The organism is Nitrospirota bacterium (assembly GCA_016219645.1).
Classification (GTDB): Bacteria; Nitrospirota; Nitrospiria; order Nitrospirales; family Nitrospiraceae; genus Palsa-1315.
Genome location: JACRLR010000056.1, coordinates 50,282 through 62,211 on the forward strand (window position 1 = coordinate 50,282; position 11,930 = coordinate 62,211).

General features: G+C 54.9%; 12 protein-coding genes. All 12 read right to left on the bottom strand.

Annotated features, from left to right (window positions below):
• Nucleotides 1-61: 61 nt before the first annotated feature.
• Nucleotides 62-1,099, bottom strand: a complete 1,038-nt coding sequence (locus HZB34_16355) for a GNAT family N-acetyltransferase (protein ID MBI5317535.1) — start codon at nt 1,097-1,099, stop codon at nt 62-64.
• On the bottom strand, nt 1,089-2,489 hold the full coding sequence (locus tag HZB34_16360) for a glycosyltransferase (protein ID MBI5317536.1): 1,401 nt from the start codon (nt 2,487-2,489) through the stop codon (nt 1,089-1,091). The genes HZB34_16355 and HZB34_16360 overlap by 11 nt, the downstream gene beginning before the upstream one ends.
• A gap of 6 nt (nt 2,490-2,495) precedes the next feature.
• Nucleotides 2,496-3,560: a hypothetical protein gene (locus HZB34_16365; GenBank protein ID MBI5317537.1), complete on the bottom strand. Its 1,065-nt coding sequence runs from the start codon at nt 3,558-3,560 to the stop codon at nt 2,496-2,498.
• Nucleotides 3,561-3,569: 9 nt separating this feature from the next.
• Nucleotides 3,570-4,904, bottom strand: a complete 1,335-nt coding sequence (locus HZB34_16370) for a DUF2088 domain-containing protein (protein ID MBI5317538.1) — start codon at nt 4,902-4,904, stop codon at nt 3,570-3,572.
• A gap of 4 nt (nt 4,905-4,908) precedes the next feature.
• Entirely contained in the window at nt 4,909-6,060 is a 1,152-nt protein-coding gene (locus HZB34_16375; GenBank protein ID MBI5317539.1) for an acyltransferase, read from the bottom strand.
• Between the two features lie 8 nt (nt 6,061-6,068).
• Nucleotides 6,069-7,280, bottom strand: a complete 1,212-nt coding sequence (locus tag HZB34_16380) for a hypothetical protein (protein ID MBI5317540.1) — start codon at nt 7,278-7,280, stop codon at nt 6,069-6,071.
• Nucleotides 7,281-7,311: 31 nt separating this feature from the next.
• Complete coding sequence (locus HZB34_16385; protein ID MBI5317541.1) at nt 7,312-8,052, bottom strand: 2-phosphosulfolactate phosphatase; 741 nt, start codon at nt 8,050-8,052, stop codon at nt 7,312-7,314.
• A 10-nt stretch (nt 8,053-8,062) separates the two neighbouring features.
• Nucleotides 8,063-8,902 (bottom strand): phosphosulfolactate synthase, encoded by an 840-nt coding sequence (locus HZB34_16390; GenBank protein MBI5317542.1) that lies wholly within the window; start codon nt 8,900-8,902, stop codon nt 8,063-8,065.
• 54 nt (nt 8,903-8,956) lie between these two features.
• Nucleotides 8,957-9,934, bottom strand: a complete 978-nt coding sequence (locus HZB34_16395) for a polysaccharide deacetylase family protein (protein ID MBI5317543.1) — start codon at nt 9,932-9,934, stop codon at nt 8,957-8,959.
• A 300-nt stretch (nt 9,935-10,234) separates the two neighbouring features.
• On the bottom strand, nt 10,235-10,387 hold the full coding sequence (locus HZB34_16400) for a hypothetical protein (protein ID MBI5317544.1): 153 nt from the start codon (nt 10,385-10,387) through the stop codon (nt 10,235-10,237).
• A 24-nt stretch (nt 10,388-10,411) separates the two neighbouring features.
• A complete protein-coding gene (locus tag HZB34_16405) occupies nt 10,412-10,810 on the bottom strand; it encodes a sxtJ (GenBank protein ID MBI5317545.1) in 399 nt (132 codons plus the stop codon).
• A 15-nt stretch (nt 10,811-10,825) separates the two neighbouring features.
• Nucleotides 10,826-11,930 (bottom strand): hypothetical protein (locus HZB34_16410; GenBank protein ID MBI5317546.1); only part of this gene is annotated, 1,105 nt, incomplete at its 5' end.

Below are 11,930 nucleotides of genomic sequence, written 5' to 3' on the forward strand. Positions count from 1 at the left end.
GAAAGTTCGGTCACTGGCCCACAACATTCCACATCTCCTGACCACCAGAGCATCGCTCGACCTACCCGCTCGTCGTTAACGGAAGCCAGAGGTCTTTCATGTTCTTGGCCAGCGAATTGAAACTCGGGCGAAGATGCTCCAACACTCCGGTCACCCGTTGAACCTGGCGCCCCCCGAAACCAGATTTGAACCGGTATAATCCATGCGCGAGGGATTCCGGATCAGCGGAAGAAGCCGGAACTCCTCCGAGGTTGAACTCCCGACAACCCAGTTCCATGCAGCGACTGAAGACCTTCCAAAACAACAGCGCCGGCGCATCCATCTCAAACCCTTTCGGTTCACTTCCGCCAAGCACATAGAAGGCCCGTCCCGAATACATCGAGATGAACGCGGCCGAAATAGCGTGCCCTTCATGCCGCATGATGAACAGGCGACCTAGATTTCTTTCAAAGTACCGCCGACCCATCTGTTCGTAATAGGCTTCGTGCTGCAGGCCGAAATACTCGCCCCGTGCCGTTCTTCGGTCGCGCGAACCGATCTGGAGCCTCCTCAACTCCTGCATAGCCTCGGCTGTGCAGACCTCCTCCAAGACCAGACCATGCCGGCCGGCTTTCTTGATCTTCCTCTGATGGTGTGTCGAAAGCTGCTTCCACCGCTCCTCTTCAGACCTCGTCAGATCGACAATGCACTCAACCCTTGGTGTGATCATCAGACCCAGGCGGTCCAGATCGGCAACCATCATCCCGGCATAGTGAGACTGGATCGTGAGTCCACGATATCCTCCGGCCTTCGCAAACTCGACCAACAGGCTGATCATCCGGCTGGCTAGTTGGACGTCATTCCCTTGAACCGCGGGGAATGTCTCAAAATCCAGTCTCCTTGAAAAATGCCCGATCACCGGCCTTGAAGAGCGGCGCTCGATTCCAAGCGCGATCCCGACGCACCGGCCCTGTTCATCCAGTCCTCGGAAAAACAATGGGTAGACATGCTCCGATCGACAAATCTCGGCCCACTCCTGGCTGTGATAGATATTGCCCTCGAACCGCTCAACCCATCGGGTCCATTCCGGTCCGGCTGACCTTCCGACTTCAAGCCGCATGTCCTGATCCTCCTACCCGTTCAGCGCGTTCCGCCTGGCCGCCGAAGCTATCCAGATATTGCGCGAGACGTCGTGTCAGAGATTGAATCTCGTACTCGGAGACTGGACCTTTGCTCTTGGAGTCGATCGACAAGCAGTCTGGACTCATGGATCGAAGCAGAAACTCCTTGATCCCTGCCGTATCGGAAGGGCGAAACGCCGCTCCAACCCCGGTAGAGCGAACCAGGTCGCACGTCGCTCCATCCTCTGCCAAAGCCAGGATTCTGGTCCCAGTTCCCATATAGTCGTAGGCTTTCGCCGGAATCTGATACGGCTGGTTCGGCGCTAAGAGCAGCGCGAGTTGGCTTTGCTTAACCATCTCGATCGCCCGCTTATATGAAACCGGTTTCAGGACCTCCACAATCCCTTCTAACTGATAGTCGTGCACGATCTCCCCTGTGGGTCTGCCATCAATGACCTGACAATGTCCTATCAATCGAATCCGGATCGATTGGGCATCAATCCGTTCCTCATGGATCAGCTCATGAACAGCCTGAAACACCGGCTCTGGTGTCCTTCCGAAATACAGGGTCCCGGTATAGGTGATCGTAAAGACCTTTTCCTTCTTCACAGGGCCGAAACTTGAGAACAATTCCCCATCGAATCCGTTCGTGATACAGACACACCGGTCAGACAGCTGAGAGCCATACGCCTTTCTGAAGGCCTCGGATAACATCTCGGTATTCGCCACGAGCAAATCGGCTTTCTCAACCACTCTCCGTTCCAGCCATCGCTCGATTCCCAACGACACCGCACAGGTCACGTACAGTTTCTTGGAACCCCCGGTCATCCATGGATCCCTGAAATCGGCAATCCAGCGCACACCCGTAATAGCCTTGAGCAACCATCCGACCAGATTGACCGAATACGGTGGGCTCGACGTGAAGATACAGTCGATCTTCTCTCGTTTGATAATACGAACGCCTTGAATCACAGCAGGCAAGACCCAGTTCCTCTGCTCGTCCGGAAGCGACAAAAAAGACAGGATGTATCGACGGAGTTTCTGAGACCAGGTCTCGGCGACGCGACTGGATGATTGACCAGGTCCAGTACCGCCGTCTGATCGAGTGACCGATTCACTTGATTTTCTGAACAGCCAGTGCGCTATGCGTTTGATTCCCACATAGGCTTGTGAGACTGTGGGCATCCTGCCAGCCTTGAAAATCTTGACGGAACCAACGCACTTCAGCTTCTCAGGATCTGCTGTATCAAGATATTCGTCTTTCAAGGTCAGGACGTAGGGAATCCATCCGAAGCGGGGCAGGTGCCTGGAAAAATTTGCACATCGCAGACCGCCCACCTCCACGCTGGGCGGATAATGATAGGAAATGAGCAGTACCTTCTTGCCCATGGACGGTTACCGACTGAACAATGATTGGAGTATCCGCGGGGCAGGCTCGGGAAAAGATTCCCAGGCCGCGTCATAGTGGTGATGCAGCCCGGGTGTCGTATTGACCTCGTTGATCACCCCTCCGCTCTTGTCCAAAGGAACCGTGGGATCGACCGTGATGAAATCCACCCCGACCAGGCGCGAGTTCAGAATCTTGGCCGCTGCCTCTGCATTATGTCTCAACGAGTCGCAGATGAGATGAGTCACGACATCGTTGTAGACGGTCCGAACCTCGACGCACTTCCTCCGGGGATCGTTCACGCTTTTGACGAGGACGGCCTGTCCATGGAGGGGCACCGATTCCAATGAGAGCCCTTGATAATCGAGGGTGAAGAGGCAATCGCGATCGGCATCAAGGGGCTGCTCACCTCGACTCCTCCGGAATTCATTGTCCACCTGAAGCAGGCTGGCTATCGTTGAGACTCCATCCCCGACCAGTCTTGGCCCTGTCCGACGGACAGCATGGACCAATTCGCCATCTAAGACCAGGAGACGGTAGCACTCTCCGGGGATCATCGGCTCAATCAAGAGATCCGAGCAATAGAGAGACGCTAGAATGGAGGCTGTCTTCACCTCACTCTCCGTCAAAATATGGGTCGTGACACCTTGACCGGACGAGGTTCCATTCGCGGGTTTGACGACACACCCTTTCGGATGGCTTTTGAGAAATTCGGCGGCTTGTTTCCAGTCGTCGAGTTGGTATGTCCGATGCTCCGGCACCCGGAGTCCACGTTCGGCGAATAGCTGGTAGACCAACGGCTTCATGCCGGCGATCTCAAGCGTAACCGGATTATCGAACTCCAGCTTGTCGTTGAGAATCCTGGTTTTCTTTCCATTCAGCTCCAGTTCCCAAACCGAATCCGCCAAGACTGTAAAGCGAGCTCCGACCTTCGCTGCCACATTTCTCCAGATCTCCTGATATTCTGAAACGCGGTGATGGACATACGTTTGCCCGGCAGAATTCCGTTTCTCCTCCCAGATCTTGCGGATCCTGGCGGCTAGTCGTTCTACTCTCAGCAGGCGTCGTCCCATCTTCCCCTCTCAATCACCAGAGGCCTGATCTTGGCCAAGCGGCGCGTCGAGGCATTGCAGTGAGCCGCACGGGTAGATCCGGACTTTCACGCTGCTCTTTAACGCAAAGCGGGCCTGGATCCCCTTGAGCACAGCATCCCATGACTGTACGATCCGCACCCCCTCAAGATCCTGCATCGCAACACCAGCCCCTGCAGGTCGATACACCCACAGAGGTTCGACTTGCGGAGCGACGGAAACACTGGCATGAGACTGAGTCTGTCGATGATTTCGAAAGAACATGTTCTTGATGAGCTTCTGCATGATAACACCTGGAGACATCACGGAAATTCTGTTGTACAGTTCGCGATATTCTCGGATCCGATCACTCAGCCCCTGTTGAAATAATCCGTGATGGCCCAGCCCTTCATGCATCGACCCGATCACAACCTTCATGGCGCTACGGGGAGCACAACGGATCGGTTTCATCGCCTTCCTGACGAACGTGTAGGACACGTCGGATGGATAGGAATTGACGATCACGACATCCGCATCCTCAGGCAGCGGGGCCGTGTAGCGCTTCTTCGAGAACTCGGCTGCCTGGGGATAGTAGGTATAATGATCTCCCGCCAGGAGTTGGACCACTTCCATGCGATCGTTGATGTGAACGGTATAGATCGTGTTCAATCCGGCCATGCGCGCAATCTCAGTCACGTCTTTCCGGAAGTCATTATCGATGTTATAGGAGCCTCCGACGCCTTTGTGCCGGAAATGCAATGTCCGGATAGTCTTGCGGCCCGAGACCCCCAGCATGAGCTTTCCACCGCCCCCAAATCCGGTCGTGTGTTGGGGATAGACACCTCCGATTCCAACGATCAGATCAGCCTTGCACAGTTCACCATTGACATAGACCGGCGTTCCAAATGACGTCGTCCCGATGAGTTTCGCACCGCGTAGATCGCTGTGGACGATCACCTGGCAACGTGCGTAGGCCGGCTGGCCTATCTTGCTTGCCAGAGCCGTCGCGTCTTGGTGACCGTGGGTGCCCGTCGCCACGAGAATCCGGATGTCATGCGGCTGAATCCCGGCTGCCTCAAATTCCTTGAGTAAGAACGGCAGAATCCTGAAAACCGGCGTCGGTCTCGCCAAGTCGTCCACGACGATGACGGGGCGCTTTTTTCCTCTTGCCAACTCGCTGAGCGTCGGCTGCCCGATCGGCCGACGGATTTGCTCGGCAATCTCTTCGTCGGTCAACGGAGGAGGCGTATCCGGCCAGTAGGTCACAACATCCCAGGAGTCCGGGAAGGTGAGTTGGATGGACCGATCGTGATACCAGGCACCAGTTCGAAGTTCGATTTCCTGCATCGCTTTACTCCCTAGCAGCCCCGGCCAATGCCGGCTCGCAGACAGGCATGACTCCATGGATTCGATAAGGGAAATTCCGCTTGAGCCTGTTGATAGGCCTTTCGAAGAGAAACCACGACAGGGACGCTGCCAGAATCGCCAAGACCGTATACATGAGGAACCCGATTCCGGCTGGGATCTCATCCGTGTCAATCCCATAGGCCCGAAGAATAGATGGAATCGGCTTGTGGAGAAGATATAATCCGTAGCTAATTTGCCCCAAATAAACCAGCGGGGCTGAGCCAAGGAATCGCCCGATCAGCCCTTGGAATCCCTGAGCTGCACGGAGCACCACCCACCCACAAAGCAGCGTCTCAGCGGACATTTCTAGGATCAGCCAGTTCGTTGAGCCGATCCCGATTGCTCGAAGCCCTACCACCACACAGAAAAGAGGCAGCCCGGCCCAGATGAGCCAATCGGAAATACGGCTCTTTGCAACAGACAGCAGCCCATGTTGATGAACGACATAGGCCAGCAGCCCCCCCAAAGCCAGTGTGTCCATACGGGATAGAGTGAAGAACCGGATCGCCCGTTCCGACACTTCGTTCAGACCAAGGATCACCTTGGCCGTGGGACCGATCGCGACCGACAGTAAAAGAACGGGCAATAGAAACCGTCGAGGGGTCAATAGAATGACCCATGGCCAGACGAGATAAAACTGCTCTTCAATCGACAACGACCACAGATGGGAGATGGGTCCTTCCCAGTTGTTATCGATCAAGACGCGAAACAGGTTCAGCGTGTATGTCCACAACCACGGAGTCAGCTCATCGACAAAACTCGGGGCCGTCAAGGCGTAACAGAGGAGAAAGGCAAAATACAGGGGGAAAATACGAAGGGCACGACGTATGTAGAACTGCCTCAGTGTAAGGAAAAGACCCTGCTCCCCTCCTTCTATATACCGCCGACCGCGCAGCAGAATATCCGTGATGAGAAAGCCACTCAGGACAAAGAATAGATCCACACCGAAATTGTTCCAGGGGAAGCCGCCTTGAAAGCTCCACGGAATCCAGTGGCTCACAAACACCATCATCACGGCACAGGCTCGGACTCCATCGAGCTGAGGCATGTAGGGACGTAGCCCTACCGAACTGACATCGGATCCGGCAATCCCCACCGTATCTCCTACCTCTTTCCCGCACCCGACCGCTTTAGCCCCCAGGAAGCGAGCCGTTTCAGGAGGGTCCAGGCCATTTTCACGAACGGATAGGGGTCTCTCCAATTGAACCAGGCCGCTTCCTCTACCCCCTTGAATGAGCGGACCCAATCCCCGAAGCGCAATGTCCCCTCTTGATAGTAGTCATGTGAGGACGTCAGATCGTAATCTTCGATGAGCCAGCGGCGGCCTTCTCTCGGAATGATCATCGGGAGCGGCTGGCCGGTGAGATCCAGATAGAGTGCTTTGACAACATCCATGTCGCCTTCGGCGACGAAGAGCCGGAACGCTTGGCCGACTCGTGGATTGATATCGAGAACCTTATATTGGCCGTCACGAGCATCGAATCGATACCCGATATCAAGCACGCCACGATAGCCAATCGCCTTCATGAACTGCGTGGTCAACTTGGCAACGGTCTCATTCCAGCGACATTCTCCAAGCGACGTACAGCCGACATGGACCGGAAACTGACGAATCTTGTACCCGGTTAAGCCGATCCGGCAGTCTGAGGTTTGATCAAAATATCCGTTGAACATGAAAATCTGGTCGTCTCCACCGGGGATGTACTCCTGAAGCATCAGATTTGGGAAACCCGGCTCCTCCATTTCCTTGTACAGTTCAACCAGCTCATTCGGCGAATAGACTGTGACCATCTTCTTTTTGTTCCGCGCCTGAAGGCGATTTCCATAAATCCCCTTCAGCATCAAGGGAAACTTCACTTTGTTCAGGGACGATTCAACATCCGCAAGAGATTCAGGAAAGAGGGTAAACGGTGTCGGCACGCCATGCCGGCCAACTAGCTCGTACATCCCTTTCTTGCTGATCAGCTCACGTAGCACGGCAGGCGAGTTATTCGGGAACATGAACCATCGGCTCAACGCTTCGGCATACTCCGCGACAAAGACAGCGGTCTCGTCCGAGGTTGGGATCAGGATCGACTGCCGCCCGATTTCCTCCCCTACCCTCAACAGCTGTTCGACAAACTGTTCCGGACGACGTTCATCCAGCCCGTAGAGAAAACGCTTCTTGCAGTATCGCGAGAGCAACCCGGGTGCATGAGGATCGGCATCAACCCCATAGATCGAGATGCCCTGCTCTCCCAGGCTGCGCATAATAGCCAGCGCCCCCAGTTTGCAGTTCACCACTACAACCGGTGTCGTGATGTTCTGAATTTGCAATGTATTTCTCACCTTTGTGACCCGGACAGCGCTACGATACAGAGATTCGTTGCGTTTCTCGTCGGTCTGCCGCAGGAACTAATCTTCCATTGATCAACGAAGGGACCATGTCCAGATCATCGAAGTGGCTGAGCACAAACTCCAAATCCACTTCCTGGCCAGACTGCCGCAGATAGGCTGCGCTCCGCCCGGATCGCACTGTTTCTGGACTCTTTCCGCTCCAACGGGAGATATAGAGGCTGGTCATCTCGGTTTCCGGGACATAGCCCGACCCAACCAATCGTTCAGCAATCCAGGCACAGGCCATCTGGTCTTCCCGGCGAAACTGGTTCCGAGTTCCAGCCCCCAAAACGGCAATCCGACTATGCCGACCAATCAAGTGGCGGGCGACGGCGGAAAGGTTCCTGAAGCAGGCGATATACACAGCCTCCGCGCCAGCCGCATTCAGCATGAGCTGCGTTCCCGAAGAAGACACCAGCACCATAGGGCGATCGACATCGGTTCGCTTCGCAATCTGGGCCGGGCTGTTGGTCAGATCGAAGCCAACCGGCATGTTTCCACCCAGTTCTCCGACTAAGAGTGGCTCCTTGAGCATCGACGCAATGCGGAATGCATCATCGGTCGTCTGCGCCGGAAAGACCTTCCGTCCAAGGCTGACCGCAGTGGTCGCCGTGGTCGTCGCCCGGATCACATCTACCGCCACAATGGCATACCCTTCTCTGTAACGCGCCGCGCTTTCCGGAAACGAGTCGATGATGACTGCGCCTTTCATTATTTCCTCCTTATGCATACAAGCCGTTTAATGCTGGGCCCTTGGGTCGCAAGATCTCCTGTTGAAACGCATCGGAATGCAAACCCCTGCGATAGATCTCCACCCGGAGCAACTCTTCCAAGCGGACATTACTCAGATGCACTCGAGGTCCGAAGTGATTGAGCAATGCAAACTGGCTCGGCTTGTTCGGCGCTTCAAAGATCGTCCGATCCATGCCGTATGCGTCAACGAAACGCTCCGCAAACCCCGCATTCAACTTTCCTTTTCCGTCGAACAGCCCTACGTCTTGCGCGCTTTCCCGCCCCTCCACCACAATCTTCCCCGCCCCGGCGTCGAGCCATCGCTTACCTTGGTCCACCAGTTGTGTCACGACATCCTCGGTAAACGTTCCCCCATGTTTTTCACCGATCTCGAACTGCAGGGTAAGGCCGCGCTCAGACACGAGACGCGCGATCTCACGGGGATTCAGCACGTTCTCGATGAAACCCGCGCCGGCTTCTATGCCCGTCACTCCGATATCGGCGCATAGATCGAGATATTCCGGAAGCTTCTTGAAGTACACGGCGATCTCGAATGGCCCTCCCCCCGTGCAGACAGGAACATTGAGACGCCGCGCCGCATCGACCTTCTTGCGTGTTGCAATTTCATTTGCGACTTGCCAGCAGGCCATTGATATCTTTAACGAGGAGATCAAATGCCGACTCTGTTCCAGATGACTCTCCAGCGTCAGGGGGTCGTAACCGGGATCAAATGGGCTCGTCAGGGGGGGGAGGTCGACCACGCCGATCTCGCAGAGATAGTCGCGGGTATGTCGCATCTTTCCATTGGATTTCAGCGTCTCGGTGATCATGAGGAGCCTCCTTGTTAATGAACTTTCATCTGATCTCTGAAAACAGCGACTACGTCAAGCCGTTCGACAGACAACTGCCGGAGTACTTCCAAGGGCGATAGGTTCAAAACCCGCATCTACGGCAAATCGCAAAAATACTTTGATTCTCTCCATAAACTCCCGTCTATCAGGCTCATTTCTCACAAAGGGGGTGAGCCCAGGCTGCAATGTGGGTGAATGAAAAAAGAGATTCAGAACTTGCGCACCCTTCTGGATCATCGATCTGGCCAAGGTGATCATCTCATCGCCAGTGGAATTTTCCGGAGACAGCCAGATTTTTTGAAGCACACCACAACGGTGCAACAGTCCAGCAGCCCTGAGTAGGCTGTAGGGGGGCCTGGTAAGTATATGGTGAACTCTGTTGGCTTTCTCGAAGCTCGAACTCGTCAGGCCTGAAAATCCTACGGTTGCAGGGACCTCAAGCATGGGCCCTGACGGGTGGGCAGTGAAAATATGGTCATGGTGAAATCGATATGGTGCGGGATCGGAATCGGAAAAGTTCGGCCCATACTGTCTCGACCAGTCAACAAATGGCAGCACGGACGTATCCACCTTGTAGCCCAGCGAATGAAGGCTTGCAGCGGCATGCTGTCCATAGCCCCATCTTCCAGCGCGGAAGGAAACCGGCACGCTTCCAAAGGACTCCACAATCGTCTCGTGCAGCCGCGTAAGCTTTTCCTTCTGCACCTCCGCGGGGAGATTGCAGAGCATACTGTTTCTCTCCGTCATCGCCTCCCCATAAGGGGGGGTGTTCCAGGGGTGGCAGTGCATGCCGATCTCGCAGCGCCCCTTCTGAAGAATTTCGCTGAGAATCGAAACGGACGTCTTATCGGTGGCGACAGGATAGGTAATGAGATAGGTGGGGATTACGGCAAATTCATCGAACAGGTCCTGAAGCCGTGTAATGTGAGAAATATTGTTCAGTGTGTGCCCGTCGACCACATATCTCCCCCATTGATCTTCTTCAGTATCAATGGTGACAACGAGTTTCATTGAAGCAGCACCCAGGTAAAGTCGGACCGATGTGTTCCACAAACCACTGTGGCACAGAGAGCGATTCCGGAAATGCAGAGTTGGTCCCTACGAGCTGCGCCAGACAGGTTTAGACCAGGCGTTTATCGAACTGACAAGAGGCAAAGGAATGGCGCCACCATGGAATCCTGAGACAACGATTTGAGGCTTGTGAACCGATTTGGCTTATCTGACGGGCTTGACGATGACCGACCAGCGCTACAGCCACCGATCGCTCCCCTCACGGTCGTGAGGAGAGCGATCGGTCTGGGCCGGATCTTGTTAAAACAACGTATAGATGAATGGCGCCACCACGGAGCCTTGCGTCAGGACGATAAGGCTTCCAAGCAGCACGAGAACAGTAACGATGGGGAGGAGCCAGAACTTTTTCCGCTCCCTCATAAACGACCAGAGCTCTGAAGTGAACTCGAACATGGAAGACCTCCTTTGTCTACCCGATTAAAATTGATACTTCATATGCGACCGGGGCCGCGGTTGCCTTGTCACCCGGTATGTCTGGCTATCTTGAGCATATGCCTGCCTCATCGCATCTTTGCCCATGAGCCGGAAGATAATGCCGATGGGCGTGATCAGGCCATAAAACACGATGCTGAGGAGAATCCTGGTATTGACCCACCCCAGAATATGCCCGATCCACATCCATGCCCGGTGAATCGGCGCCAACGCACGAGGTAGGATAGCCCCCACGATCATGAGGAGTCCGCCGAGGCAAATCGCCCACAACCGGAACGGCTCGCTGCGAAACACCAGAGGCCAGAGCCCGATGACGAGAAACACTCCTCCGACCAATAGTCCAAACTGGCGCAGTTCTTTATGCGTGGCTGAATGACCCATCATATCCCCCTGGTCGAGTTAGTCGAGTTCGAATTCTTTCTTCCAATCCGTATCGCCTTCAAGCGCCTTCTGGTCCGCTTTTCGCAGCACGCAATTCTCGAGAACCAACACGTCCATCTCGGTTCTCATGAAACAGCGATACGCATCTTCCGGCGTGCAAACAATTGGTTCGCCACGCACATTGAACGACGTATTCACACAAGTGGCATACCCCGTCTTTTCCTCAAACGCTTTAAGCAACTTGTAGTAACGCGGATTGGTGTCCTCATGGACGGTTTGAATTCTGGCAGAATAATCGATGTGCGTGACGGATGGAATATCCGAGCGTGGCACATTGAGCAAATCGATACCCCAGAGCGCTTTCTGGCCTTGGTCGAATGGAAGACGCCGCTTTTCAAGAACCGGAGCCACCAGGAGCATGTACGGGCTATCACAGTCCATTTTAAAATAGTCCGACACCCGCTCTCTCAACACGGAAGGGGCAAATGGTCTGAACGATTCCCGATACTTGATCTTGAGGTTCATCACGGATTGCATCGTGGTGTTTCGCGCATCGCCCAGGATGCTGCGGCCTCCCAGGGATCGCGGGCCGAATTCCATTCGGCCCTGCAGCCACCCCACCACTTTTCCGGCGGCCAGTTCATCGGCCACTCGACCATACAACTCCCCTTCTTCAAGCCTCGTATAGACCGCCCCAAGCCCCTTCAACCTGACTTCGACATCCTGGTTTGTAAATGCCGGCCCTAAATAGCTCCCCTTCATCTTGTCATTCATATTGTCTGCGGTCCTGGGCTTGTTCTCATACTGGTGCCAGGCACTCAGCGCTGCACCCAACGCCCCACCTGCATCGCCGGCGGCCGGCTGAATCCAAATTCCCTTAAACGGCCCCTCTCGCAGTATCCTCCCGTTCCCGACGCAATTGAGTGCGACACCGCCCGCTAAGCAGAGATAGTCCACTCCCGTTTCACGGTGCATCGTCCGCGACAGTCGCAGCATGACTTCCTCGGTGACTTCCTGAATCGATCGAGCTAAATCCATTTCCCGCTGACCAAACTTCGATTCTGCCTGGCGAGGGGGGCCGCCGAATATGTCATCGAACTTGCGGCTCGTCATCGTCAGGCCG

What these genes read in the sequence shown, in the direction of transcription:
- HZB34_16355 (MBI5317535.1), bottom strand. Translation starts at nt 1,099, where the DNA reads ATGCGGCTTGAAGTCGGAAGGTCAGCCGGACCGGAATGGACCCGATGG.
- HZB34_16360 (MBI5317536.1), bottom strand. Translation starts at nt 2,489, where the DNA reads ATGGGCAAGAAGGTACTGCTCATTTCCTATCATTATCCGCCCAGCGTG.
- HZB34_16365 (MBI5317537.1), bottom strand. Translation starts at nt 3,560, where the DNA reads ATGGGACGACGCCTGCTGAGAGTAGAACGACTAGCCGCCAGGATCCGC.
- HZB34_16370 (MBI5317538.1), bottom strand. Translation starts at nt 4,904, where the DNA reads ATGCAGGAAATCGAACTTCGAACTGGTGCCTGGTATCACGATCGGTCC.
- HZB34_16385 (MBI5317541.1), bottom strand. Translation starts at nt 8,052, where the DNA reads ATGAAAGGCGCAGTCATCATCGACTCGTTTCCGGAAAGCGCGGCGCGT.
- HZB34_16390 (MBI5317542.1), bottom strand. Translation starts at nt 8,902, where the DNA reads ATGATCACCGAGACGCTGAAATCCAATGGAAAGATGCGACATACCCGC.
- HZB34_16395 (MBI5317543.1), bottom strand. Translation starts at nt 9,934, where the DNA reads ATGAAACTCGTTGTCACCATTGATACTGAAGAAGATCAATGGGGGAGA.
- HZB34_16400 (MBI5317544.1), bottom strand. Translation starts at nt 10,387, where the DNA reads ATGTTCGAGTTCACTTCAGAGCTCTGGTCGTTTATGAGGGAGCGGAAA.
- HZB34_16405 (MBI5317545.1), bottom strand. Translation starts at nt 10,810, where the DNA reads ATGATGGGTCATTCAGCCACGCATAAAGAACTGCGCCAGTTTGGACTA.